This window comes from Delftia sp. HK171 (assembly GCF_001886655.1).
GTDB lineage: Bacteria > Pseudomonadota > Gammaproteobacteria > Burkholderiales > Burkholderiaceae_C > Comamonas > Comamonas acidovorans.
The window spans coordinates 5,058,242-5,082,078 of record NZ_CP018101.1; the positions used below are offsets into that span (position 1 = coordinate 5,058,242).

Annotated in this window: 24 protein-coding genes; 16 read left to right on the forward strand and 8 right to left on the reverse strand. The window is 67.2% G+C overall.

From position 1 onward, the window contains the following. Positions 1-64: 64 nt before the first annotated feature. Both ilvN and BO996_RS22640 read right to left on the reverse strand, forming a co-directional pair. A complete protein-coding gene (ilvN, locus tag BO996_RS22635) occupies positions 65-556 on the reverse strand; it encodes an acetolactate synthase small subunit (protein ID WP_012206665.1) in 492 nt (163 codons plus the stop codon). A gap of 154 nt (positions 557-710) precedes the next feature. Further along, the gene (locus tag BO996_RS22640) at positions 711-2,492 is read right to left on the reverse strand and encodes an acetolactate synthase 3 catalytic subunit (RefSeq protein WP_013801506.1); all 1,782 of its coding nucleotides are present in this window, start codon (positions 2,490-2,492) and stop codon (positions 711-713) included. Positions 2,493-2,769: 277 nt separating this feature from the next. Between BO996_RS22640 and BO996_RS22645 the strand changes: the two genes are divergently transcribed. The 6 genes from BO996_RS22645 to BO996_RS22670 are packed head-to-tail and all read left to right on the forward strand — an operon-like array spanning position 2,770 to position 6,288. Further along, entirely contained in the window at positions 2,770-3,342 is a 573-nt protein-coding gene (locus tag BO996_RS22645) for an RNA polymerase sigma factor (protein WP_013801505.1), read from the forward strand. Continuing rightward, positions 3,339-3,797 (forward strand): DUF3619 family protein, encoded by a 459-nt coding sequence (locus tag BO996_RS22650; protein ID WP_013801504.1) that lies wholly within the window; start codon positions 3,339-3,341, stop codon positions 3,795-3,797. Before BO996_RS22645 ends, BO996_RS22650 begins: the two co-directional genes overlap by 4 nt. Positions 3,798-3,817: 20 nt before the next feature. Continuing rightward, a complete protein-coding gene (locus tag BO996_RS22655; protein WP_071956475.1) occupies positions 3,818-4,669 on the forward strand; it encodes a DUF3106 domain-containing protein in 852 nt (283 codons plus the stop codon). A gap of 29 nt (positions 4,670-4,698) precedes the next feature. Continuing rightward, on the forward strand, positions 4,699-5,244 hold the full coding sequence (locus BO996_RS22660) for an RDD family protein (RefSeq protein ID WP_071956476.1): 546 nt from the start codon (positions 4,699-4,701) through the stop codon (positions 5,242-5,244). A gap of 40 nt (positions 5,245-5,284) precedes the next feature. Continuing rightward, positions 5,285-5,698 (forward strand): diacylglycerol kinase, encoded by a 414-nt coding sequence (locus BO996_RS22665; protein WP_043819740.1) that lies wholly within the window; start codon positions 5,285-5,287, stop codon positions 5,696-5,698. Continuing rightward, positions 5,695-6,288, forward strand: a complete 594-nt coding sequence (locus BO996_RS22670; RefSeq protein ID WP_012206672.1) for a TIGR00730 family Rossman fold protein — start codon at positions 5,695-5,697, stop codon at positions 6,286-6,288. The genes BO996_RS22665 and BO996_RS22670 overlap by 4 nt, the downstream gene beginning before the upstream one ends. A gap of 101 nt (positions 6,289-6,389) precedes the next feature. Here the strand turns inward: BO996_RS22670 and BO996_RS22675 are convergent, their stop codons facing one another. Further along, complete coding sequence (locus BO996_RS22675; protein WP_012206673.1) at positions 6,390-6,728, reverse strand: P-II family nitrogen regulator; 339 nt, start codon at positions 6,726-6,728, stop codon at positions 6,390-6,392. A gap of 175 nt (positions 6,729-6,903) precedes the next feature. Then, positions 6,904-8,553: an NAD+ synthase gene (locus BO996_RS22680; protein ID WP_071956477.1), complete on the reverse strand. Its 1,650-nt coding sequence runs from the start codon at positions 8,551-8,553 to the stop codon at positions 6,904-6,906. Between the two features lie 86 nt (positions 8,554-8,639). Here BO996_RS22680 and BO996_RS22685 point away from each other — a divergent pair, with 86 nt between their 5' ends. Next, complete coding sequence (locus BO996_RS22685; protein ID WP_071956478.1) at positions 8,640-9,863, forward strand: GNAT family N-acetyltransferase; 1,224 nt, start codon at positions 8,640-8,642, stop codon at positions 9,861-9,863. Positions 9,864-9,878: 15 nt separating this feature from the next. On the opposite strand, the gene BO996_RS22690 is transcribed toward BO996_RS22685, so the two are convergent. The 4 genes from BO996_RS22690 to BO996_RS22705 all read right to left on the reverse strand — a co-directional run bounded on the left by BO996_RS22690 (position 9,879) and on the right by BO996_RS22705 (position 15,383). Beyond that, positions 9,879-11,672: a methyl-accepting chemotaxis protein gene (locus BO996_RS22690; protein WP_013801498.1), complete on the reverse strand. Its 1,794-nt coding sequence runs from the start codon at positions 11,670-11,672 to the stop codon at positions 9,879-9,881. 525 nt (positions 11,673-12,197) lie between these two features. After that, positions 12,198-13,979 (reverse strand): methyl-accepting chemotaxis protein, encoded by a 1,782-nt coding sequence (locus BO996_RS22695; RefSeq protein ID WP_071956480.1) that lies wholly within the window; start codon positions 13,977-13,979, stop codon positions 12,198-12,200. 180 nt (positions 13,980-14,159) lie between these two features. Further along, positions 14,160-14,687 carry an inorganic diphosphatase gene (ppa, locus tag BO996_RS22700; protein WP_012206678.1) on the reverse strand — a complete coding sequence of 176 codons (528 nt, stop codon included), beginning with the start codon at positions 14,685-14,687 and terminating at the stop codon, positions 14,160-14,162. Between the two features lie 153 nt (positions 14,688-14,840). Continuing rightward, a complete protein-coding gene (locus tag BO996_RS22705; RefSeq protein ID WP_071956481.1) occupies positions 14,841-15,383 on the reverse strand; it encodes an Mpo1 family 2-hydroxy fatty acid dioxygenase in 543 nt (180 codons plus the stop codon). Positions 15,384-15,445: 62 nt separating this feature from the next. On the opposite strand from BO996_RS22705, the gene BO996_RS22710 reads away from it, so the two are divergent. The 9 genes from BO996_RS22710 (at position 15,446) to BO996_RS22750 (ending at position 23,801) form a co-directional block, all read left to right on the forward strand. Then, on the forward strand, positions 15,446-16,282 hold the full coding sequence (locus BO996_RS22710) for a Crp/Fnr family transcriptional regulator (RefSeq protein WP_013801494.1): 837 nt from the start codon (positions 15,446-15,448) through the stop codon (positions 16,280-16,282). A gap of 95 nt (positions 16,283-16,377) precedes the next feature. Then, positions 16,378-17,811 (forward strand): aldehyde dehydrogenase family protein, encoded by a 1,434-nt coding sequence (locus tag BO996_RS22715; protein WP_047218958.1) that lies wholly within the window; start codon positions 16,378-16,380, stop codon positions 17,809-17,811. Positions 17,812-17,886: 75 nt separating this feature from the next. Next, positions 17,887-18,486, forward strand: coding sequence for a DUF2889 domain-containing protein (locus BO996_RS22720; RefSeq protein WP_071956482.1), 600 nt, complete (start codon positions 17,887-17,889; stop codon positions 18,484-18,486). 24 nt (positions 18,487-18,510) lie between these two features. Next, positions 18,511-19,296, forward strand: coding sequence for an SDR family oxidoreductase (locus BO996_RS22725; RefSeq protein WP_071956483.1), 786 nt, complete (start codon positions 18,511-18,513; stop codon positions 19,294-19,296). 65 nt (positions 19,297-19,361) lie between these two features. After that, the gene (moaA, locus tag BO996_RS22730; protein WP_013801490.1) at positions 19,362-20,498 is read left to right on the forward strand and encodes a GTP 3',8-cyclase MoaA; all 1,137 of its coding nucleotides are present in this window, start codon (positions 19,362-19,364) and stop codon (positions 20,496-20,498) included. Between the two features lie 85 nt (positions 20,499-20,583). After that, a complete protein-coding gene (gene mobA / locus BO996_RS22735) occupies positions 20,584-21,279 on the forward strand; it encodes a molybdenum cofactor guanylyltransferase MobA (protein ID WP_071956484.1) in 696 nt (231 codons plus the stop codon). Positions 21,280-21,331: 52 nt separating this feature from the next. After that, a complete protein-coding gene (gene moeA, locus BO996_RS22740; protein ID WP_071956485.1) occupies positions 21,332-22,678 on the forward strand; it encodes a molybdopterin molybdotransferase MoeA in 1,347 nt (448 codons plus the stop codon). A 12-nt stretch (positions 22,679-22,690) separates the two neighbouring features. Continuing rightward, positions 22,691-23,023 (forward strand): thioredoxin family protein, encoded by a 333-nt coding sequence (locus BO996_RS22745; protein WP_012206687.1) that lies wholly within the window; start codon positions 22,691-22,693, stop codon positions 23,021-23,023. 46 nt (positions 23,024-23,069) lie between these two features. Beyond that, entirely contained in the window at positions 23,070-23,801 is a 732-nt protein-coding gene (locus BO996_RS22750) for a TetR/AcrR family transcriptional regulator (RefSeq protein ID WP_224986460.1), read from the forward strand. The last annotated feature ends 36 nt before the right edge of the window (positions 23,802-23,837 follow it).

Genomic DNA, 23,837 nt, shown 5'->3' on the forward strand with positions numbered 1-23,837 from the left:
CAGGCTTCGTGTGTGTAGGGGTTGAAAAGGGGAAGGGGACAGGTTTCAGGTGCGTTGCAGCGCATCAAACGCGCAGGATGCGTTCGCCGCGGCCGATGCCGCAGGAGCCGGTGCGCACGGTTTCCAGAATGGCCGTGCGGTCCAGCGCCTGCAGGAAGGCGTCGTTCTTGGATTGGTCGCCGGTCAGCTCGACCGTGTAGCTCTTTTCGGTCACGTCGATGATGCGGCCGCGGAAGATGTCCGCCATGCGCTTCATCTCCTCGCGTTCCTTGCCCACGGCGCGGACCTTGACCATCATGAGTTCGCGCTCGGTATAGGAGCCCTCGGTCAGGTCCACGACCTTGACGACTTCGATCAGGCGATTCAGGTGTTTGGTGATCTGCTCGATCACGTCTTCGGAGCCATTCGTCTGAATGGTCATGCGCGACAGCGATGCGTCTTCCGTGGGGGCCACGGTCAGCGATTCGATGTTGTAGCCGCGGGCCGAGAACAGGCCCACCACGCGCGACAAGGCTCCCGGCTCGTTTTCGAGCAGCACGGCAATGATGTGTTTCATGAAAGAAAGATTCCTCTTTTCGCTGCCCTCCCCCGGCGCCGGTAAACGTCGGGCTTGGCAGGCAATAGATTCGTCAAAGGGGCCGCCTCGAGGACGGCTCACTGGAACGGATGCGGCAGGAATGAACCCGGGCAGATCCCGCAAGGGACCATGCTCAGAGGTCGTCAGCTCCCAGCAGCATCTCGGTGATCCCACGGCCGGCCTGCACCATGGGGAACACATTCTCGGTGGGATCGGTACGGAAGTCCATGAACACCGTGCGGTCCTTGAGCTTGCGTGCCTCGCGCAGGGCGGGCTCCACGTCCTCGGGGCGCTCGATCAGCATGCCCACGTGGCCATAGGCCTCGGCCAGCTTCACGAAGTTGGGCAGCGAGTCCATGTAGCTGCTGCTGTAGCGGCCCGAATACTCGATCTCCTGCCACTGGCGCACCATGCCCAGGTAGCGGTTGTTCAGCGACACCACCTTGACCGGCGTGTTGTACTGCAGGCAGGTGGCCAGCTCCTGGATATTCATCTGGATGGAGCCTTCACCCGTGATGCAGAACACCTCGGATTCCGGCTTGGCCAGCTTGATGCCCATGGCGTAGGGCAGGCCCACGCCCATGGTGCCCAGGCCGCCGGAGTTGATCCAGCGGCGCGGCTCGTCGAAGCGGTAGTACTGCGCAGCCCACATCTGGTGCTGGCCCACATCGGACGTGATGTAGGCATCGGCGTCGCGGGTCATGTTCCACAGCGTCTCCACCACGTACTGCGGCTTGATGACCGAGCCATCGCCACGGCTGTACTGCAGGCAGTCGCGGCTGCGCCAGCCTTCGATGGTCTCCCACCATTGGCCCAGGGCCGCTGCGTCGGGACGGGCACTTGCCTCGCGGATCATGGAGATCAGCTCGGTCAGCACCTCCTTGACGTCGCCCACGATGGGCACGTCCACCTTCACGCGCTTGGAGATGGAAGAGGGATCGATGTCGATGTGGATGATCTTGCGCTCCACCGACATGAAATGCTTGGGGTTGCCGATCACGCGGTCATCGAAGCGTGCACCCACCGCCAGCAGCACGTCGCAGTTCTGCATGGCATTGTTGGCTTCGATGGTGCCGTGCATGCCCAGCATGCCCAGGAACTTGCGGTCGCTGGCCGGATAGGCGCCCAGGCCCAGCAGCGTATGCGTGACCGGGTAGCCCAGCATGTCCACCAGCGTGCGCAGCTCGTTGCAGGCATTGCCCAGCAGAACACCTCCGCCCGTGTAGATATAGGGTCGCTTGGCGGCCAGCAGCAACTGCAGCGCCTTGCGGATCTGGCCGGCATGGCCCTTGCGCACCGGGTTGTAGGAGCGCATCTCCACCTTGTCGGGGTAGCCGGCGTAGAGCGCCTTCTTGAAGGACACGTCCTTGGGGATGTCCACCACCACGGGGCCGGGACGGCCGGTGCGCGCGATGTGGAAGGCCTTCTTCATCGTGTCCGCCAGCTCGCGCACATCCTTCACCAGGAAGTTGTGCTTGACGATGGGGCGGGTGATGCCGACGGTGTCGCATTCCTGGAACGCATCGGTGCCGATGTAGGCCGTCGAGGTCTGGCCGCTGATCACGACCAGGGGAATGGAATCGGTATAGGCGGTGGCAATGCCGGTCACGGCGTTGGTCAGGCCGGGACCCGAGGTCACCAGGGCCACGCCGACTTCACCCGTGGCCCGGGCAAAACCGTCTGCCGCATGCACGGCCGCCTGTTCATGGCGCACCAGCACATGCTGAATGGAATCTTGTTTGTAGAGGGCGTCGTAGATGTACAGAACCGCACCGCCCGGATAGCCCCAAAGCTGCTTGACGCCTTCGGCCTGCAGGGACTTGACGAGGATCTCGGAGCCCATCAGCTCCTGGGATGCATGGGACTGCGACGCCGCTGCTGCCGCGCTGGAGTACTCGGCTTTGGAAATTTCCATGATCAACCTTTGTGAATTTCTCTAACGAAAAACCTTGGGTGCCCCTTGCCTGAAGCCCTTGTGAGGCCGGTGCGGGACTTAGGACCAACAGACATGGGCGAGTGAGTAAACGCCGGACCGTGACCCGTTTGCCTTTTTGAATTGCAGCAGACATTATCGCACTGCAACAAGCCTGCGCGCCATCCTGCGAAAAAAATTGACAGTGCGGTGCGATAATCAGGCCCCGCACCCGTTCAGCCCCTCATCAACGAGCCCCTCATCCGGGCCTGCGTTCCTTTTGGCAACCGAGCAAGAACTATCCGACTTCCTCAAAAGCGTAGAAAAGCGAGCCTTCAAGCGCAGCTTTTTTCACGTCCGGGATGAGGAGGCGGCGCTGGACATCGTGCAGGACAGCATGCTCAAGCTGGCGCAGCACTATGGCGACAAGCCCATCAACGAGCTGCCCATGCTGTTCCAGCGCATCCTGTCCAACAGCACGCTGGACTGGTTTCGCAGGCAAAAAACGCAGAACGCCCTCTTCACCCGCATGAGCGATCTGGAGGCGTCGGCCGGCGACGATGCGGACTTCGACTGGCTCGAAACCTACGCCGACTCCGGCCAGAACGGCGAAACCGCCCGCAGCGCCGAAGATCTGACCGAGCGGGCCCAGATTTTGCAAAGCATTGAAAAAGAGATACAGGAGCTTCCAGCACGTCAACGCGAAGCTTTCCTGATGCGTTATTGGGAAGAGATGGACGTCGCGGAGACCGCTGCCGCGATGGGGTGTTCCGAAGGAAGTGTAAAAACACATTGTTTCCGCGCCATCCAGACATTGAGCAAGGCACTGAAGGCCAAAGGAATCGAGCTATGAAGACTGCGCCCACTCTCACTCTCCACAGCGAAATGGCGGCCGACCGCATCGCACGCCGGATCACCGCGCGCCTGGGTGACGGCGAGGCGTTGCTGCCATACGACATCACCGAACGGCTGCGCGCTGGGCGCGAGCGCGCCCTGTCCGTTCGCCGGCGCGAGCTGCGCGCTGCGCCCGTGCAGGCTGCCAGCGCAACCCAGGCCCAGGGCGGCACGCTGACGCTGGGCTCCGGCGACGAGGGCGGCACTTGGTGGCGCGCGCTGATCTCGGCCGTGCCGGTGCTGGCGTTGATCGTTGGCCTGGTGGTCGTCAACGTGCAGACGGACCAGACAGGTCTAACCGAGGTTGCCGAGGTGGATACCGCCTTGCTGACCGATGATCTGCCGCCCGCCGCCTACGCCGACCCCGGCTTCATCCAGTACCTGAAGACTTCGGCCACCAACACGGAACGCTGATCCCCGCCTTGCCTGCCTGCATGCCCACTGATTCACGCGCCGCGTTCCACCGCTCAGCCGCCGCCATCCTGGCGGCGGTGCTGTTGATGGCGCTGGCCTGGACCGGCTGGCGCGTCGTGCAGCAGGTACGACTGGCACCCAGCACCGTCTCGCCGGCCACGATCGCAGCCTCCAAGACCCTGCACGGTGATGCAGCCACACGCCAGCGCGCCACGGACCTGGCCTCCGGCCCGCGCTGGGCAGAGCTGACACCGGCGCAGAGCAGCGTGCTTGAACCCCTGTCCGAGCGCTGGTCCATGATGGATGCGCTGCAAAAGCGCCGCTGGATGGCGCTGGCCGAGGGCTGGGACAAGCTCAGCGAGAAAGAGCAGGAAAAGCTGCGTGATCGCATGCAGACCTGGTCCAGCCTCAGCGCCCAGCAGCGCAGCCAGGCCCGCCTGAATTTCGCCCTGACCAACCGCCTGGCCACGGACAAGCGCGCCCAGTGGGAGGCCTACCAGGCGCTCAGCGACGAGGAAAAACGCCTGCTGGCCGCGCGCGCCGCGCCCAAGGCCAAGGGCGCCGCCACCGCCATAGAGCCCGTAGCCCCCAAGCGGCTGGCGAGGATTCCGGCGGCCTCGGTGGCTCCGGCCACCATTCCGAATCCGCCGAAGATTCCGCCCGCCACCATCTACAACCCGCCGCTCCCCGTACCTCCGGCCCCATCCCCTACAGGTGTGGAAACCCACCCCGTGCGCCCGCCGGCGCTGGTGGAGACGGCGCCGGTGGAAGTGCCCTCGGCCACGCCCATGCCTTTGCCGCCCATGGAACTGCATGACAGTCCCGATGCTGCATCCCAGCCATCGCACGGCGAAGCGCCCCTCTCGCATTGACGCACTGACGCACCGATCTCCCCGTCCGCATGACGAACGCCTCATCCCCCGCCTCCACCACGGCAGCCGCAATCGCAGCCTCTCCACAGATGGCCCCGCGACTCGCGCGGCGCATGGCCTGCTGGCTCTACGAGGGCATGCTGCTGTTCGGCGTCGTCTTCATTGCAGGCTATCTGTTCGGCACCCTGTCGCAGACACGCAATGCCATGGACAACCGCCATGCGCTGCAGGCCTTCATGTTCGTGGTGCTGGGCATCTATTTCGTCTGGTTCTGGTCCAAGGGCCAGACGCTGGCCATGAAGACCTGGCACATCCGCCTGGTGGATGCGGCAGGCCAGCCCGTCAGCCAGTTGCGCGCGCTGCGGCGCTATGTGTTCAGCTGGATCTGGCTGCTGCCGCCACTGGCGGCCTATTCGACCGGCGTGCCTGCACTGACCACGCTGATGCTGCTGGTGCTGTGGGTGGCGCTCTGGGCGCTGCTCAGCCGCTTTCATCCGCGCCGGCAGTTCTGGCATGACGCATGGGCCGGCACCCAGTTGATCCACCAGGCCCCGGCACCCAGGAAAAAGCGCTGACAGCCCCAGAGGCAGCGTCGCATCTCCTACACTCGCAAGCATGCCCGCCGCATCTCCCGACCCGACCGACAGTGCACCTGTCAATCCCCAGAAAAGCCGCACAGGCCTGACGCGTGTCTGGCACGCAGCAGGCTATTCGCTCTCAGGCCTTCGCGCCGGATGGAATGAAAAAGCCTTCCGCCAGGAAGCGCTGGCCGCCATCGTGCTGATCCCTGCCGCCTTCTGGCTGGGAAGCAGCTGGATCGAGGTCGCACTGCTGGCGGGCACCGTCTTGCTGGTGCTGATCGTGGAGCTGCTCAACAGCGGCATCGAGGCCGTGGTCGATCGCATAGGCCCCGAATGGCACGTTCTGTCCAAGCAGGCCAAGGACATGGGCAGCGCGGCCGTGATGCTGGCGCTGCTGCTGTGCGCTGGCGTCTGGCTGGCCGCCCTCTATCAACGGTTCATTGCATGACAAATCCCACGTTTTCCATTTGTGTGTATTGCGGCTCGCGCCCCGGCGACCAGCCCGGATTCATCGAGGCGGCCCGCGCCACAGGCCGCTGGATCGGTGAGCACGGCGGCCAGCTGGTCTATGGAGGCGGCCGCAGCGGCCTGATGGGCGAGGTGGCCGAGGCCACGCGGCAGGCCGGCGGCCGCGTCGTGGGCGTGATTCCGCAGGCGCTGGTGGACAAGGAACTGGCCAACCATGCCTGCGATGAACTGCACATCGTTCAGACCATGCACGAGCGCAAGGCCATGATGGCCGAGCGCAGCGATGCCTTCGTCGCCTTGCCCGGCGGCATAGGCACCTTCGAGGAATTGTTCGAGGTCTGGACCTGGCGCCAGCTGCGCTATCACGACAAGCCCATCGGCCTGCTCAATGTGGATGGCTACTACGACAGCATGCTGCAGTTCCTGCAGACCTGCGTGGGCCATGGCTTCATGGGCGAGTGGCAGATGGGACTGATCGAAAGCGGCAGCGACATCCCCACGCTGCTGCAATCCCTGGTGCAGAACGCCGGCACGGGCCTGGAGACTGCGCCCTTGCGCGCCGTGATCTGAACAGCAGCGGAAACGGAAACGGCCACCCTTGAGAGGATGGCCGCCAGCGTCGAGATATCAGGAATGCACGGCGCCGAATGCGCCCTGCCCTGCTCTCGGACTCAAATGGCTCCGTCGTCGAGCTCGCCGGTACGGATGCGCACCACGCGCTCCACGGCCGTGACGAAGATCTTGCCGTCACCGATCTTGCCCGTGCGCGCCACGTTGACGATGGCGTCCACGCAGCGGTCCACGTCCTCGGTGCGGACCACGACCTCGATCTTCACCTTGGGCAGGAAGTCCACCACGTACTCAGCACCGCGGTAAAGCTCGGTATGGCCCTTCTGGCGGCCAAAGCCCTTGACCTCGGTGACGGTCAGGCCGTTGACGCCGCAGTCGGCCAGTGCCTCGCGGACCTCTTCCAGCTTGAACGGCTTGATGATGGCGGTGATCATTTTCATGGGGTGAACTCCTAGGTATTACAAATGTGAGGGCCACACAAGATCGGCAAGACCCAAGTCACTGGCGCGCCCCAAAGTCAGGGACAGCGAGCAAGGGCCGCCCCGCAGCGAGGCTGTCGTCTCCCCCGCGAAGCGAGAGGGGGAAGGCGCGAAGCGACTCAGGGGGATATTCATTTCAAGCGCGAAAGCGGTTGGTGATGGGGTAGCGCCAATCCTTGCCGAAGCTGCGGCGCGTCAGTCGCGGCCCCACGGGCGCCTGGCGGCGTTTGTACTCGTTGATCTGGATCAGGCGCGTCACTCGCTCCACATCGGCGCTGGCGTATCCGTCGGCCACGATGGAGGCGATGCTTTCGTTATTTTCCATGTAACGGCGCACGATGGCATCGAGCACCTCATAAGCGGGCAGGCTGTCCTGGTCTTTCTGGTCAGGGCGCAGTTCGGCGCTGGGCGGGCGCGTGATGATGCGATCCGGAATGGGGTCCAGCCCCGTGCCGAACGGATCGTTGGCATTGCGCCAGCGCGCCAGCGCAAAAACCTCGGTCTTGAGCACGTCCTTGATCACCGCGAAGCCGCCCGCCATGTCGCCATAGAGCGTGCAGTAGCCGGTGGACATCTCGCTCTTGTTGCCGGTGGTCAGCACCACGGAGCCGAACTTGTTGGACAGGCCCATCAGCAGGGTGCCGCGTATGCGGGCCTGCAGATTTTCTTCGGTCGTGTCCTCGGCGCGGCCCGCGAAGGCCGGGGCCAGCGCGGCCTTGAAGGCCTCGAACTGCGGTGCGATGGAGATTTCGTCATAGCGCACGCCCACGCGCTCGGCCATGTCACGCGCATCGATCCAGCTGATGTCGGCCGTGTAGGGCGAAGGCATCATCACCGTATGCACCTTGTCCGCTCCCAGGGCATCGACTGCAATCGCCAGCACCAGGGCCGAGTCGATACCGCCCGACAGGCCCAGCAGGGCACCAGGGAAACGGTTCTTGCCCACGTAGTCGCGCACGGCCAGCACCAGGGCGGACCACAGCGCCGGCAGGTGCCCTGGCTGCGCAATCACCTCGCCGGCCAGCACCAGCGCATGCCCGCCCGTGCGGACCTCCACCCGCGGCAAGGCCTCGGCAAAGGCCGGCGCGCGCGCGGCAATGGAGCCGTCCGCCTGCACGGCAAAGGAGCAGCCATCAAAGACGATTTCATCCTGGCCGCCAACCAGATGTGCGTAGACCAGGGGCAGGCCGGTCTCGCGCGCACGCGCGGCCAGCGTGGCTTCGCGTTCGACCTGCTTGCCCTCATGGAAGGGCGAGGCATTGATCACGGCCAGCAATTGCGCGCCGGCCTGGGCGGCGGCGCGTGCGGGTTCGGGATGCCAGGCGTCCTCGCAGATCAGCAGGCCCACGCGCACGCCCTGCACTTCGATCACGCAGGGCGATTGGCCGGCCACAAAGTAGCGCTGCTCGTCGAACACGCCGTAGTTGGGCAGGCATTGCTTGGCGTAGCTGCATTCCACGCGCCCGTCGCGCAGCACGCTGGCCGCATTGCGCAACGCGCCAACGGCGCCCTGGTCGCGCCAGGGATGGCCCAGCACCAGCGCCAGGCCCGGCCATTGCGCGGTCTCCAGCGCAAGCTGCTGCACGGCCTGGTCGCAGGCATCCAGAAAGGCGGGGCGCAGATACAGGTCTTCGGCCGCATAGCCGCACAGGGCAAGCTCGGGCGTCAGCAGCAAGCGTGCTCCCGTGGCATAAGCTTCACGGGCTGCGGCAATGATTTTCTGGACATTGCCGGGCAGGTCGCCCACGACAAAGTTGAGCTGGGCAGTGCAGATGGAGAGCGTCATGGAATGCAATGGAGCCAACAGGGCCGACAAGGCCACCCCACAGCGAAAGGCGGCAGCGCGCGTCACACCGGCCTGCAAGGAATGGCATGGCTGAAACCGCAATTATCACCCGCGTGCTGGACAGCGTGCAGCAGCTCGATGCCCAGGCCTGGAATGCGCTGCTGGCATCGCAGGCCGCGCCCACTCCCTTCATGCGCCACGAGTACCTGAGCGCGCTGGAATCCAGCGGCAGCGCCGTGCCGCAAACCGGCTGGGCCGGCCGCGTGGTCACGCTCTGGCAGGGCGGCGAGCTGGTCGCCGCCTGCCCGGTCTACGCCAAGGCGCACTCCTATGGCGAGTACGTGTTCGACTTTGCCTGGGCACGTGCCTACGCCCAGCATGGGCTGGACTACTACCCCAAGGGCGTGCTGGCCGTGCCTTTCACGCCCGTGCCGGGCAGCCGCCTGCTGGCGCGCACGCCCTTGCTGCGTGCAGCCCTGGTGCGCGCGGTGCGCGAATGGGCCCAGGCGCAGCAGCTGTCTTCGCTGCACCTGCTGTTCAGCGATGCCGAGGATCTGGCAGCCTGCGATGCCGACGGCTGGATGCAGCGCAGCACCGTGCAGTTCCACTGGAGCAACCAGGGCGCCGATGGCGCCGGGCACAGCGATTTCGACCACTTTCTGGCGACGCTGAACCAGGAAAAGCGCAAGAAGATACGCCAGGAAAGGCGCAAGGTGCATGAGGCCGGCGTGCGCTTTCGCGCCCTGCACGGGCCGGACATGGGCACAGAGGACTGGGCCTTTTTCTACCGCTGCCATGAGCGAACCTACCTGGAGCATGGCAACGCCCCGTACCTCGAACCGGCCTTCTTCGAGGCCATGGCGCGCCAGATGCCCGAGGCCTGGCTGATGTTCATCGCCGAGCGCGACGGCCGGCCCATGGCCTGCAGCCTGATCGCGCTGGACGCTGCGGCCGCAAGGCTGTCAGCGGGCCATCCGGACGGGCGCGCCCACGCGCCGCAAGCCCCGCAGGGAACGGCCTACGGCCGCTACTGGGGCGCACTGGAGCGCGTGGATTGCCTGCATTTCGAGGCCTGCTACTACCAGCCCATCGCCTGGTGCATAGAACGCGGCATTGCGCATTTCGAGGGAGGCGCCCAGGGCGAGCACAAGATGGCACGGGCACTGCTGCCCGTGGTCACCCCCAGCGCCCACTGGATTGCCCACCCGTCCTTTGCCGATGCCATCTCGCGCTTTCTGGACCGCGAGGGCGAGGGCATGGCCGGCTATCTGCAGGAGCTTCAGGCCCACAGCCCGCTGCGCCAGGGGTAAGGCGAGGGCCAAGGCTCAGAAGGTTTCCCAGTCGTCATCGCCCTGACCGGGCTGGCGTGGTGCCGGCTTGCCGGCCTGCGTGGGTCCGGCGCGCGGCCGGATGGGGGGCGTGGCATCGCGCTCAAGCCGGCGTGCCAGCGTCTCGCCGCCTGCAGGCGCACCGCCGCCGCCCAGGGCCGCAGGCCGCGCAGGGCTGGCGGGTGGGGCAGGCCGGACAGGCGGGGCTGCGGGGCGCGCTGCGGGGCTGGCCGGTGCCGCCACCCTGTGCGGCACATGCGCATGGCTGTCCGTGGCGCCACGGGGCAACTGGAAGACGGCCACGGCCTCGACCAGGTCCTGCGCCTGCTTGCGCAGCGAGGCAGCGGCGGCCGCGCTTTCCTCGACCAGGGCCGCGTTCTGCTGCGTGGTCTGGTCCATCTGCGTGACGGCTTCGCCAACCTGGGCCACGCCGGAGCTCTGCTCAGTGCTGGCCGAGCTGATCTCGCCCATGATGTCGGTGACCCGGCCGATGGCGGCCACCACTTCGGTCATGGTCGTGCCTGCGCGGTCCACCAGTTGCGAGCCCTGCTCCACACGCTCCACGCTGGCCGTGATCAGCGCCTTGATTTCCTTGGCCGCCTCGGCGCTGCGCTGCGCCAGCGAGCGCACCTCGCCCGCGACCACGGCAAAGCCCCGGCCCTGCTCACCTGCGCGGGCCGCCTCCACTGCGGCATTGAGCGCGAGGATGTTGGTCTGGAAAGCAATGGAGTCGATCACGCCGATGATGTCGCCGATGCGCCGGCTGCTGTCGTTGATGCCCTTCATGGTCTCCACGGCCTCGGCCACCACGTCGCCGCCACGGCGCGCAACGCTGGATGCATTGAGCGCCAGTTGATTGGCCTGGCGTGCGTTGTCGGCGTTCTGGCGCACGGTGGAGCCCAGCTCCTCCATGGAGGCTGCCGTCTGCTCCAGGGCACTGGCCTGCTCTTCCGTGCGGCTGGACAGGTCGGCATTGCCGGAGGCAATCTGCGCGCTGGCCGAGGCCACGCCTTCGGCGTTCTGGCGCACGCTGCGCACGGTCTGCACCAGGCTGGACTGCATGCGCTGCAGCGCGCCCAGCAGCAGGCCGGTTTCGTCATTGCGGTCGATGCGGATGGTCCCGCCCAGGTCGCCGTTGGCCACGCGGTCTGCGGCATCGACCGCATGCGCCAGCGGCGCGCGGATGGAGCGCGTCAGCCACAGGCCGGCCAGCACGGCCAGCAGCACGGCCGCCAGCGCCGCCACGCTGAGGACGACGACCGAGCGCCCGTACACGGCCTCGGCATTGCGGCTTTCCTGCAAGGCGGCATCACTGTTGAGCTTGACCAGCAGGTCCAGCGTGTTCGACGAATCGTTGTAGAGCTTCAGCGACTCGCCGCCCAGCACCGCCTGGGCCTTTTCCTTCTCGCCCTGGCGCGACAGCGCCAGCACCTGCTGGCTCAGTTGCTGGTAGCGCTCGCGTTCCTGGACCAGTTGCGCGTAGAGTCTGCGTTCTTCGTCCGATGACAGCAGCGGCTCATAGGCCTTCTTGCGCTCGGCCAGGCGGCGCTGCAGTTGTTCCAGCTGCTTTTCCGAATCGGTCTTGTAGGCGGCATCGTCATTGTTGACATGGCGCACTTCCAGAAGGCGCGTGCGCACGACATCGGTGCCGATCTGGTTGATCACTTCCACGCTGGGCATGGCGTTGCCCGTGATGACTTCCATGCTGGCGCGCATGGCGCGCAACTGCACCAGGGCTGCGGCCACCACGGCCAGCAGCAGCACCACCAGCAGGCCGAAGGTGCCCAGCATGCGCGTTGAGATCTTGAGGTTTTTCACGTTCGTCTTTCTTGTCGAAGTCCTGCCATCTTGTTGTGCCTAGCTTTGTGTTGCGCCATGGACAGGCGTCAGCCAGGCCCGGCGCGGACTTCGCAAAAACAGATCTGCCGCAACCGCGCAAGTCGGCTTGTGGGCAAGGATTGGAGAGGGAGAGCCACCGCGGTGGCGCGGTCCGCTGGAAGACTGATTGCCGCCAGGCGTGGCGGCCATGAGAACAAGGTGATCACGGGATACCCCTTCGTTCCTAGGGAGCGGCGCCAGAAGCCGCCATTGTTCACGCTGTAAGAATAGGACTACATCCACTTACATTCTGCCAGTATCCAGGCATTGTTCAGGACAAGTTCAGGTACTGGTAGTAGGCAGAAACCTTCACTGGCAGATTTGTGCCACAGCCTCTCGCTCCCGTCTTGCGCCAGCTCAGCGGCAGACACAAAAGGAAAGCGGCCCCATGCAAAGCATGGAGCCGCCAGAAAAGGAAGCTGAACTGCGCGTGAGACCTCAGAACGCGGCCCACTCCTCATCGTCGGCGGTGGTCGTCTCGGTGGTCGTCTTGGTGGCCTTGGTGGCCTTGGCCGGGGTGGCCGCAGCGAGCTGTTGCGCCGGCCCGGCGGCCATGGGAGCCAGGGCCGGACGCGATGCCAGGGAGGCAACAACCGTTGCGCGCGATGCTGCGGCAGTCGCCACAGTGACAGCTGGCGCATCGGCAGCCGCCGTGCGGAATACCGAGACCGAGGCCACCATGGCCTGTGCCTGCTGCTGCAGCGACTGGGCGGCGGCGGCGCTTTGCTCCACCAGGGCCGCGTTCTGCTGCGTGGCCTGGTCCATCTGCGTGATGGCATCACCCACCTGGGCAACGCCCGCGCTCTGCTCGCTGCTGGCCGCGCTGATCTCGCCCATGATGTCCGTCACGCGCCGGATGGCGGTGACGATTTCCAACATGGTCTCGCCGGCCTTGTCCACCAGCTGCGTGCCCTGCTCCACGCGCTGCTCGCTGGCCTGGATCAGCGCCTTGATCTCCTTGGCCGCCTCGGCGCTGCGCTGGGCCAGCGAACGGACCTCGCCCGCTACCACGGCAAAGCCCCGGCCCTGCTCGCCTGCGCGGGCCGCTTCCACGGCCGCGTTCAGCGCAAGAATGTTGGTCTGGAAGGCAATGCCGTCGATCACGCCGATGATGTCCGCGATCTGGCGGCTGCTGTCGTTGATGCCCTTCATGGTGTCCACCACCTGGGCCACGACTTCGCCCCCACGCGCGGCGATGCCCGATGCGGAGGCCGCCATCTGGTTGGCCTGGCGCGCGCTGTCGGCGTTCTGCCGCACGGTGGCGCCCAGTTGCTCCATGGAGGCCGCCGTTTCCTCCAGCGCGCTGGCCTGGCTTTCGGTGCGCGCCGACAGATCGGCATTGCCCTGGGCGATCTCACCGGCGGCCAGTGCCACGCCCTGCGCGTTGCCACGCACCTCGCCCACCAGCTCGGCGAGCTTGCGGCGCATGTCTTCCTGTGCGTTGATGAGCTGGCCCATTTCGTCGCGGCGGCGGCTGGTGACCGGCGTCTCCAGATGGCCGGCCGCCACGTTGCGCGCCACATGGACGGCCTGGGCGACGGGGCCGGTCACGGCACGCGTGATGGCCCAGCCCACCAGGGCTGCAATGGCAACCACCACGGCCAGCGTGCCCAGCACCCAGATGCGGGCGAGGTCAAAGCCGGCCTGCGCCTGCTGGCGTGCCTGCTCGCCCGCCTCGCGCTGCAGGGTCAGCAGGCGGCCGGCGCTTTCGGCCAGCTTGCCGAACTGCGCCTCGGACTCGCCGGCGAACATCAGCCCCATCTCGTCGGCCATGAAGGCCTGCTCCTCGGTGGTCGAATAGTTGCCGGCACGCGCGCGCTCCAGCAGGCGCGCATGCATGGCCAGGAACTGCTGCTTGAAGCCGAGGTAGTCGTCAAAGGCCGCGCGCAGGGCCTGCTGGTCGATCAGCGCACGCAGCGCCGTCTCGTGCTCGCCGATGGTCTGCAGCCGGTCCTGCACCTGCTTGGCAAAGCCATCGACCTCGCCCAGGCTGCGCGCCGAGGCGATGCCGGCCTCGTGGCGGCGCAGGCGGTTGTACTCGGAGCGCATGGCGCCCGCATGGAACATGCTGGGCAGGGCCACATCCGACAAATGCAATGCGTTGCGGTGCATCTGCGCCAGTTGCAACCAGGCCACCGCCCCCAGGATGGCCGAGAACAGGACCATGACGAGGAATCCCATGCCCAGCTTCGTGCCCATGCGCCAATCTGCCAACTTCATTTGCTCGCTCCCGGGCCGATGTCCCCATCAGCGCCTGATTGATCTGCCAAAACCTTGATCCACGACAAAACAAAAAACGCACCCGGCGCGTAGGCAACGGGTGCGTTTCAAATTGTATCAACTGCGAAGCGGGCATTTACCTCAGCGCAGTTGAGACTCCCTCAACGGGAGTGAAAGGGATCAGCCCTTGTAGTTGGCGATGCCGTCCACGACTTCCTTCTTGGCCTCGTCCACGCCCTTCCAGCCCAGAACCTTGACCCACTTGCCCTTTTCCAGGTCCTTGTAGTGCTCGAAGAAATGCTGGATCTGCTTGAGGGTGATCTCGTGGATGTCTTCCAGCGTGTTGATCTTGTCGTAGGCCGGCAGCAGCTTTTGCGTGGGCACGGCCAGGACCTTGCCATCCACGCCGGACTCGTCTTCCATCAGCAGGATGCCGATGGGGCGGCAGGCCACGACCACGCCCGGGGGCAGCGGGAAGGGAGTCATCACCAGCACGTCCACCGGATCGCCGTCGCCGGACAGCGTCTGGGGCACATAGCCGTAGTTGGCCGGGTAGTGCATGGCCGTGCCCATGAAGCGGTCCACGAAGACGGCGCCGCTTTCCTTGTCCACTTCGTACTTGATGGGATCGGAGTTGGCCGAGATCTCGATGACCACGTTGAAGGTTTCAGGAGCGTTCTTGCCCGGTGTGACTTTGTCGAAAGACATGATGGATGAGGAGAGTTGAAACAAAAAAGCCCCCGCAGGGGGATAGCAGCGTGATTTTAGGCGCAGGCACACGCCCCCACGGATGGCTCCGCAGGAACGCCTGCCATGCTACGGCGGCAAGCCTGCGCCAAGCTTGCAGCGCCCGGGCCGTTTTCAGGCGTGTGCGCCGCCCGCGCGCCGTTGCACGGGCCCGCTGCGCAGCTCCACCGCATGCTGCACTTCGCGGCGCAGGCCCAGGGCAAAGCCCAGCTCGGCCAGCACGAACAGCGGCCCGATGACCAGGCCCACGATGTCATCCAGGAAAGCCGGCTTGCGGCCCTCGTAGTAATGGCCCACGAACTGGATCACCCAACCCACGGCGAAGATGCCCAGGCCCCAGCCCAGCCAAGCCCCCATCGGCAGCATGGCGATGGGCTGGGCCAGCGCCAGCATCAGGGCAAGCACCAGGGCCATGGCGATGCCGTAGCGCAGGTCCAGCAGACAGTAGTAGATGCCTGCCGCCAGTGCCGCCAGCAGGGCCAGGCTCAATGGCAGCTCGGGCAGGCCATCGCCCAAGGGGGCAGCCCACTGCAGGCGGGCCAGCAAAATCACCACCGCCCACATGATCAGCGGCACGCCGACGAAGTGCGTGAGGATGTTGCGCGGATCACGGTGATAGTCCGCGTACTGGGACAGTTGGTCGATGAGGGTTTTCATAGGCTGCACCTGCGGTGGATGTTGCGCAACCATGGTGGTGTCATCAAGGATTGGCGTCTGTCATGGATCCGACACAAGCCTCATCGCACACCTCGGGCTTACCCGCACCCGCCCCGGCAGCTCCGGCAGCCCACGCCGCCCCGCGCGGCGTACGGCGCCGTGCTGCGGCCGGCCCGCCGGGCATGGCCGATCTCTGGGCCACCATCGAGGCGGGCCGCTGGTTCCACGCCCTGCCGCCGGAGCTGGGCGCACAGCTCAAGGCACTGGCCCAGCCCCGCACGCTGGCGGCAGGCGACTGGCTGTTCCGGCGCGGCGACCCGCCCTGCGGCCTCTATGCGGTGGCGCGTGGTGCGCTCAGCATCTCGGGAACGGCCGCCTGCGGCGAGCAAGCCCGCACGGCGCTGCTGACCCTGGTGGAGCCGCCCATGTGGCTGGGGGAAATCGCGCTGTTCGATGGAGCCGAGCGCACCCACGATGCCCAGGCAGCCACGGCCTGCACCGTGCTGCACGTGCCCCAGGCCCCATTGCAGGCATGGCTGGCGGCCCATCCCGAACACTGGCAGGTGCTGGCCTTGCTGCTGACCGACAAGCTGCGCGTGTGCCTGATGGCGCTGGAGGAGCACACGCTGCTGCCTGCGCCGCAGCGCCTGGCGCGGCGCCTGGTGCGCATGGCCGAAGGCTTTGACCAGTGGCAGCCGGACGGCCAGGGCCGCCAGCGCTGGCGCCGCGAGCTGGATGTTTCCCAGGAACAGCTGGCGCGCATGCTGGGCCTGTCGCGCCAGACCACCAACCAGATCCTGCAGGAGCTGCAGCAGGCCGGTTGCCTGCAACTGCGGCGCGGCAAGATGGAGGTGCTGGACCGGCAGGGCCTGCGCGACGCGGGCTGGCCCGAGGACTGAAGCCACTGAAGCCGCTGGAGCCACCAAGGCGATCGAGGGGACGCAGCAACGCCCGGGACTGGACAAGCGGCGCGGGCACCCCACAATCGGGCTCCATGCAATACCACTACATCGGCAATGCGTCCGTGCCCACGGAGTCGGGACGCACGATCCCCGTGCTGGACCCGTCGGACGGGCAGGCTTTCGACGAGCTGCAGCGCGGCTCGCCCCAGGACATCGACCTGGCCGTGCGTTCGGCGCGCGAGTGCCAGGACAGCGTCTGGAGCAAGCTTTCTGCCGCAGAGCGCGGGCGCCTGCTGATGCGCCTGTCGGGCAGCGTGCTCCAGCATGCCGATGAGCTCACGGCCATTGAGCAGCGCGACTGCGGCAAGCCCACGCGCCAGGCCCGTGCCGATGTGCTGGCGCTGGCGCGCTACTTCGAGTTCTACGCCGGCGCCTGCGACAAGCTGCACGGTGAGACCCTGCCCTACCAGCAGGGCTACAGCGCCCTGACCTGGCGCGAGCCCCACGGCGTGACCGGCCACATCGTGCCCTGGAACTATCCCATGCAGATTCTGGGCCGCAGCGTGGGCGCGGCGCTGGCCGCGGGCAATACCTGTGTGGTCAAGCCCTCGGAAGACGCCTGCCTGTCCGTGCTGCGCGTGGCGCGGCTGGCCACCGAGGCAGGCTTTCCAGCCGGCGCCTTCAACGTGGTCACCGGCCTGGGTCACGAGGTGGGCGAGGCCCTGGCGCGCCATCCCGGCGTAGACCACCTGAGCTTCACAGGCAGCCCCGGCGTGGGCACGCTGATCCAGCAGGCGGCTGCCGAGCGCCACTGCCCCGTCACGCTGGAGCTGGGCGGCAAGAGCCCGCAGATCGTGTTTGCAGACGCGGACCTTGATGCCGCCGTGCCCGCCATCGTCAACGCCATCGTGCAGAACGCGGGCCAGACCTGCTCGGCAGGTTCGCGCGTGCTGATCGACTCGCTGATCTACGAGCCGCTGCTCGAACGCCTGGGCCAGGCCTTCGAGGCGCTGCGCGTGGGCCCGGCCGCCATGGACCTGGACCTGGGGCCGCTGATCCGCGCCAGCCAGCAGCAGCGCGTCTGGGATTTCCTGTCCGACGCCCAGGTGGCCGGCATTGCCGTGGTGGCGCAGGGCCAGATCGTCGAGGATGCGCCCGACAGCGGCTTTTACCAGGCGCCCACCCTGCTGCGCGACGTGCCGCCCGAGCACCGGCTGGCGCAGGAAGAGATTTTCGGCCCCGTGCTCTGCGCCATGCCCTTCCATGACGAGGACCATGCCGTGCAACTGGCCAACGGCACGGCCTACGGCCTGGTGGCCGGCCTGTGGACGCGCGACGGCGCGCGCCAGCTGCGTCTGGCGCGGCGCCTGCGCTGCGGCCAAGTCTTCGTCAACAACTACGGGGCGGGTGGCGGCGTGGAGCTGCCCTTCGGCGGCGTCAAGTCCAGCGGCCATGGCCGCGAAAAGGGCTTCGAGGCGCTCTACGGCTTTACCACGCTGAAGACCGTCGCCATACGGCATGGCTGATCTTCGCGCATGACGGAAAATCGCGGGATGCCCGGCGCCAGCCGGCAGCCCGCGACAGAAAGAACAGCTTCCCCCATGCCCTTGTCCCCCATTCCCGACCGCACGCCCCAGCATGAACGCGACGTGCGCTACCGCAGCTACGCCCGCGCCGACGGCCTCTGGGATATCGAAGGCGAGCTGCGCGATAGCAAGACCCATGACATCGAACTGAGCGGCGGCCGCCACATGCCCGCCGGCACGGCCATACACCACATGTGGATACGCACCACGGTCGATGCCCGCCTGGCGGTGCAGGCCATCGAAGTCGTCATGGATTCCCACCCGCTGGGCCACTGCCCCGAGGCCACGCGGGCCCTGCAGAAAATGGTGGGCTGCAGCATGGCGCGCGGCTGGCGCAAGGCTATCAACGAGAACCTGGGCGGCGTGGCCAGCTGCACGCATCTGCGCGAGCTGCTGTTCAACATGGCCACGGCCGCCTTCCAGTCCGTACCGGGCGTCTTTGGCGATGCCGAACCCAGCCAGCCGCCACGCCACCTGGGCCAGTGCCTGGGCTGGGACTTCAACGGCCCCGGCGTGGCCCGCTATTACCCGCAATTCGTGGGCTGGCAGCCCGGCACAGGCGGCGCGCCCCAGATCCCGGCGACCACAGCAACCACCGAAACCCAGGGGGCCTGACCCCCGACCGAGGAGCAAAGCCCGATGCGTGTCCAGGACAAATCCATCATCGTCACAGGCGCCGGCAGCGGCATCGGGGCCGGCATCGCCCAGCGGCTGGCCGCCGAAGGTGCCCGGGTCATCGTCAACGACATCGACCGCGAGGCCGGCACGCGCGTGGCACAGGCCATCACCGCCGAAGGCGGCCGGGCACTTTTCGTGCAGGCGGACATGACACGCAGCGAACAGGTCAAGGCCCTGGTGCAGGCCACGCTGCAGGCGCATGGCCGGCTCGACGCCTTCATCAACAACGCGGGCTGGACGCACCGCAACCGCCCCATGCTCGAAGTCAGCGAGGCCGAGTTCGACCGCGTCTACGCCATCAACGTCAAGAGCATCTACCTTTCTGCCGTGCACGGCGTGCCCGCCATGCGCGCCAACCCGGCGCTGGCCGATGGCCGCCCTGGCGGCGGCAGCTTCATCAACATCGCCTCCACGGCAGGCCTGCGCCCTCGGCCGGGGCTGACCTGGTACAACGGCTCCAAGGGTGCCGTCATCATCACCAGCAAGTCCATGGCGGCCGAGCTCGGGCCCGAGAACATCCGCGTCAACTGCATCAACCCCGTCTTCAACCCCGACACCGGCCTGGCCGCCGAGTTTGCCGGCGGCCCGGTGGACGAAGAGCGCCGCGCGCGCTTTCGCGCAACGATTCCGCTGGGCCGCTTTTCCACAGCGCTGGACGTGGCCAATGCCGCGCTGTATCTGGCCAGCGACGAGGCCGCCTTCATCAGCGGCACCTGCATCGAGGTGGACGGAGCGCGCTGCGTCTAGACACAGATCAAGAACTGCAGGCTTGCGCAGTGCCTGGACATAGGCATTCGGGCAAAATCGCAGGCATGGCAGAACGAGTGATCCCCCTGGTCGACGAGCGCTCCCCCACGCGCCCGGCCGCCGTGCCAAGTCTGCTGCAGACGCCCACCGGCGATCTGCAGGACAGGCTTGGCCGGTCGCTGCGCGACCTGCGCATCAGCATCACCGACCGCTGCAACTTCCGCTGCAGCTACTGCATGCCCAAGGAAGTCTTCGACAAGAACTACAGCTACCTGCCGCACGGCTCGCTGCTGAGTTTCGAGGAAATCACGCGCACGGCGCGCCTGTTCGTGCAGCACGGTGTGCAGAAGATCCGGCTGACGGGTGGCGAGCCGCTGCTGCGCAAGAACGTGGAAACGCTGGTGGAGCAGCTCTCCGCCCTGCGCACGCCCGGCGGCCAGCCGCTGGACCTGACGCTGACCACCAACGGCTCCCTGCTGGCCCGCAAGGCCCGCGCGCTCAAGGACGCCGGCCTGAACCGCGTCACCGTGAGCCTGGACGGGCTGGACGACGCGGTGTTCCGCAGCATGAACGACGTGGACTTCCCGGTCTCCGACGTGCTGGCCGGCATCGAGGCGGCTCAGGCTGCGGGCCTGACCAACATCAAGGTCAACATGGTGGTCAAGCGCGGCACTAACGAAGACCAGATCCTGCCCATGGCGCGCCACTTCCAGGGCACGGGCGTGACATTGCGCTTCATCGAATACATGGATGTGGGCGCGACCAACGGCTGGCGCATGGACGAGGTCCTGCCCTCCGACGAGGTCATCGCCCGGCTGCGCGCCGAACTGCCCCTGGTGCCGCTGCAGCCCAGCGCCACCGGCGAGACGGCCGTGCGCTGGGGCTATGCCGACGCGCGCGGCCTGCATGACCCGTCGCTGGGCGAGGTCGGCGTGATCAGCAGCGTCACCCATGCCTTTTGCGGCGACTGCAACCGCGCGCGCCTGTCCACCGAAGGCCGGCTGTACCTGTGCCTGTTCGCCTCCGAAGGCTGGGACCTGCGCAGCCTGCTGCGCAGCGGCGCCAGCGATGCCGAGGTCGCCTCCGCGCTGGCCCCCATCTGGCAGCAGCGCAGCGACCGCTACTCCGAGCTGCGCGCCAGCCTGCCGGCCAGCACGGGCACGCAGCGCAGGCGCATCGAGATGAGCTACATCGGCGGCTGATCCGTGCGGCGTGCGCGGGGCGTCGGCGCCCTGCCATCGCCGCCCCGCCCCCTACTCCTTTTCCCGCTGCTCCCTCCCGCCCCACATGCCCCCTTCTTCCCATCCCGCTCCCCTGCACGCCCCCCTGCCCCTGAACGACATCACGGGCTGCGTGCTGGCAGGCGGGCGCGGCATGCGCATGGGCGGCATCGACAAGGGGCTGCAGCCCTTTCTGGGCCAGCCGCTGGCGGCCCATGCGCTGGACCGCCTGGCGCCCCAGGTCGGGCATCTGCTGATCAACGCCAACCGCCATGCCGAGGCCTATGCGCAATTGGGCGCGGCCCACGGTGCGCCGGTCTGGCCCGATGCCGAACCCGACTATCCCGGCCCGCTGGCCGGCTTCCTGAGCGGCCTGATGCACTGCCGGACGCCCTGGCTGGTCTGCGTGCCCTGCGATACGCCGCTGTTCCCGCTGGACCTTGTGGAGCGGCTTGTGCAGGCGGCGCTGTCGCAGCAGCCTGCGGCCGACATCGTCGTCGCCCATGGCTGGGAGCGCTCGCTTGACGCAGATCAATCCCTGCTGCGGGCACAGCCCGTGTTCTGCCTGATGCGGTCATCGCTGCGTGATAGTCTGCAATCGTTCATACGCTCGGGCGGCCGCAAGATCGATGCATGGACGGGCCAGCACCGCTGCGCCACGGCCCTCTTCGACCGCGCAGGCGACAGCCCGCTGGCCTTTGCCAACGCCAACACGCAGCAGGAGCTGCAGGCGCTGGCGCGCGCCGCAGCCACCCCGTCGTAGTGCCCCGCGCCGCCGGCCCGCACGCCGCCTTGCCCAACCGGATTCCGTTCTGATGACAGCATCCTTCCAGCCCGCATCCCCCACCACCGCATCCACCCAGGACCTGAGGGTCGATCAGGCCCTGTCACAGCTGGCCAGCCTGCTTCAGCCCCTGGGCCCGGTGGCAGAGATGGAGACGCTGGCGCTGGCCGATGCGCTGGACCGCGTGCTGGCCGAAGACATCGTCTCCCCCGTCGATGTGCCAGCGCATGACAACGCCGCCATGGATGGCTATGCCTTCGATGGCGGCCAGCTGCAGGCAGCTCACGCCGGTTCGCCCGCTGCACCGCTGGTGCTGCGCGTGGTCGGCCAGGCCCTGGCCGGCAAACCCTGGCATGGCACCGTGCAGGCTGGCGAGTGCATCAAGATCATGACCGGCGCCGTGTTGCCGAGCGGGCTGGACACGGTGGTCGCGCATGAACGCACCGTGTCCGCAGGCGCTGACCACATCGGCATTCCGGCAGGCAGCGTGCGTGCCGGGGACAACCGGCGCCTGCGCGGCGAGGACCTGAGCCTGGGCCGCGTGGCCCTGTCGGCGGGCCAGCGCCTGCATCCCGCGGCCCTGGGCCTGATCGCCAGCCTGGGCCAGCCCCAGGTGCGCGTGCGCAGGCGGCTGCGCGTGGCCTATTTCTCCACGGGCGATGAAATCCTCCACCCCGGCACGGCACCGCGCGAGGGTGCGGTCTACGACAGCAACCGCTTCAGCCTCATCGGCCTGCTGCAGCGCATGGGCGTGCAGGTGCTGGACCTGGGCGTGGTGGCCGACGAGCCCGAGGCCCTGCAGGAGCGCCTGCGCGAAGCCGCCTCCCTGGCCGACGTGGTGCTGACCAGCGGCGGCATCAGCGCAGGCGAGGCCGACCACACGCGCGCCATGCTGCAGCGCATGGGCTGCGTGCACTTCTGGCGACTGGCCATGCGGCCCGGCCGGCCGCTGGCCGTGGGCCTGCTGCAGCCCGATGCGGGCACGCCGTTTGCCGCAAGCCGCACGCCTGCACGCACCACGGTGCTGATCGGCCTTCCTGGCAATCCCGTGGCCGCCATGGTCAGCTTTCTGGTCTTTGTCCGTCCGGCGCTGCTGCAGCTCATGGGCGCTGCGCAGGCGGCTGCCGAGCCGGCCGCCCTGCCCCAGGCCGTGGCTGCCCATGCGCTGTCCAAGCGGCCGGGCCGCACCGAGTACCAGCGCGGCCTTCTGTCCACAGGCGCCGATGGCCGCTGCCTGGTGCGCACCACCGGGCCGCAGGGTTCGGGCGTGCTGCGCTCCATGGCCGAGGCGGACTGCCTCATCGTGCTCGAACATGAGCGCGGTGCCGTGCAAGCCGGCGAAACCGTGTCCATCCTGCCGCTGCAGGCCTTTCCCTGACAGGAGATTCCCATGCCCTTCCAGTCCAAGCACCTGACCGACGCCCCCGATCGCAGCACCGTCGACACGCTGCCCGGCGCTACCTTGCTGGAGTTCGGCACCGCCTGGTGCGGCCACTGCCAGGGCGCGCAACCGCTGATTGCCCAGGCGCTGGAGGCCGCCCCGCAGGTGGCCCACATCAAGGTGGAAGACGGCCCCGGCCGGGCCCTGGGTCGCAGCTACCGCGTCAAGCTCTGGCCCACCCTGATCTTTTTGCGTGACGGGCAGGAGGTGCAAAGGCTGGTGCGGCCCCAGCAGGCCCGCGAGATCGCGGACGCGCTGGCCCGCATCACCGCCCAGCCCTGACGCTTGCGGCGCGGCCGCTGCCTGTGTATCGCCGACAATGGCCCGCATGCCGCCTCAAAAGAAGCCAACCGAATCCGCGCCCAAGAAGCCCCGCCGCAACAGCGGCCGCCCGCTGGCCGACGATGCCGTGGGACGGGACATCATCCTGCAGACCACGGTCAACCTGCTCAAGACCCGCACACCGGAGCAGCTGAGCATTCTGGAAATCGCGGCGGCAGCCGGTGTCACGCGTGCCCTGGTGCGCTACTACTTCAGCAGCCTCAAGGGCTTGCTGCAAGAGGTGACGGAGTCCCTGATGCGCGAGTTGCAAAACCGCATGGAAGTGGCGCTCAGGACGCAGGGTACGGTGGAAGAGCGCGTCTACCAGCGCCTGCTGCTGCGGCTGGATTTCATGCGCGAGCACCCGCAGTTCGAGCGGCTGGCGCTCTCCGAGATCTACCATTACGAAAGCGAAGAAGAGCCGCCGCCCTCGGGCACGCCGCTGCAGCGCATCACGCGGCGCGGGCTGGAGCTGACCTCGACCATGCTGATGAACGGAGCACAGGCCAGCCACCCGGCACAGGTGGACCCGCGCTTCATCCACCTGGCCATCCTCAGCATTTCGGCCTTCCTGCCCACGGCACGGCCGCTGCTGGCCGAGCTGTTCGGTGAGGGACCCGAGGCAGACCAGCAGATCGAGCGCTACCTGCGCTTCATGTCCCACCTGCTGGCCGAGCGCATCAGGCAGGATGCGCCGGCGCAAGACCACCCTCCTTCCCCGGGCCACCACCCGGGATGACTTGCGCCGGCGCCCGCTGCTTCCTCCCTCCTTTCG

Coding starts and splice junctions, on each gene's coding strand:
- ilvN (WP_012206665.1), bottom strand. CDS start 556: ATGAAACACATCATTGCCGTGCTGCTCGAAAACGAGCCGGGAGCCTTG.
- BO996_RS22640 (WP_013801506.1), bottom strand. CDS start 2,492: ATGGAAATTTCCAAAGCCGAGTACTCCAGCGCGGCAGCAGCGGCGTCG.
- BO996_RS22650 (WP_013801504.1), top strand. CDS start 3,339: ATGAAGACTGCGCCCACTCTCACTCTCCACAGCGAAATGGCGGCCGAC.
- BO996_RS22655 (WP_071956475.1), top strand. CDS start 3,818: ATGCCCACTGATTCACGCGCCGCGTTCCACCGCTCAGCCGCCGCCATC.
- BO996_RS22660 (WP_071956476.1), top strand. CDS start 4,699: ATGACGAACGCCTCATCCCCCGCCTCCACCACGGCAGCCGCAATCGCA.
- BO996_RS22665 (WP_043819740.1), top strand. CDS start 5,285: ATGCCCGCCGCATCTCCCGACCCGACCGACAGTGCACCTGTCAATCCC.
- BO996_RS22670 (WP_012206672.1), top strand. CDS start 5,695: ATGACAAATCCCACGTTTTCCATTTGTGTGTATTGCGGCTCGCGCCCC.
- BO996_RS22675 (WP_012206673.1), bottom strand. CDS start 6,728: ATGAAAATGATCACCGCCATCATCAAGCCGTTCAAGCTGGAAGAGGTC.
- BO996_RS22680 (WP_071956477.1), bottom strand. CDS start 8,553: ATGACGCTCTCCATCTGCACTGCCCAGCTCAACTTTGTCGTGGGCGAC.
- BO996_RS22685 (WP_071956478.1), top strand. CDS start 8,640: ATGGCTGAAACCGCAATTATCACCCGCGTGCTGGACAGCGTGCAGCAG.
- BO996_RS22690 (WP_013801498.1), bottom strand. CDS start 11,672: ATGCTGGGCACCTTCGGCCTGCTGGTGGTGCTGCTGCTGGCCGTGGTG.
- BO996_RS22695 (WP_071956480.1), bottom strand. CDS start 13,979: ATGAAGTTGGCAGATTGGCGCATGGGCACGAAGCTGGGCATGGGATTC.
- ppa (WP_012206678.1), bottom strand. CDS start 14,687: ATGTCTTTCGACAAAGTCACACCGGGCAAGAACGCTCCTGAAACCTTC.
- BO996_RS22705 (WP_071956481.1), bottom strand. CDS start 15,383: ATGAAAACCCTCATCGACCAACTGTCCCAGTACGCGGACTATCACCGT.
- BO996_RS22710 (WP_013801494.1), top strand. CDS start 15,446: ATGGATCCGACACAAGCCTCATCGCACACCTCGGGCTTACCCGCACCC.
- BO996_RS22715 (WP_047218958.1), top strand. CDS start 16,378: ATGCAATACCACTACATCGGCAATGCGTCCGTGCCCACGGAGTCGGGA.
- BO996_RS22720 (WP_071956482.1), top strand. CDS start 17,887: ATGCCCTTGTCCCCCATTCCCGACCGCACGCCCCAGCATGAACGCGAC.
- BO996_RS22725 (WP_071956483.1), top strand. CDS start 18,511: ATGCGTGTCCAGGACAAATCCATCATCGTCACAGGCGCCGGCAGCGGC.
- moaA (WP_013801490.1), top strand. CDS start 19,362: ATGGCAGAACGAGTGATCCCCCTGGTCGACGAGCGCTCCCCCACGCGC.
- mobA (WP_071956484.1), top strand. CDS start 20,584: ATGCCCCCTTCTTCCCATCCCGCTCCCCTGCACGCCCCCCTGCCCCTG.
- moeA (WP_071956485.1), top strand. CDS start 21,332: ATGACAGCATCCTTCCAGCCCGCATCCCCCACCACCGCATCCACCCAG.
- BO996_RS22745 (WP_012206687.1), top strand. CDS start 22,691: ATGCCCTTCCAGTCCAAGCACCTGACCGACGCCCCCGATCGCAGCACC.
- BO996_RS22750 (WP_224986460.1), top strand. CDS start 23,070: ATGCCGCCTCAAAAGAAGCCAACCGAATCCGCGCCCAAGAAGCCCCGC.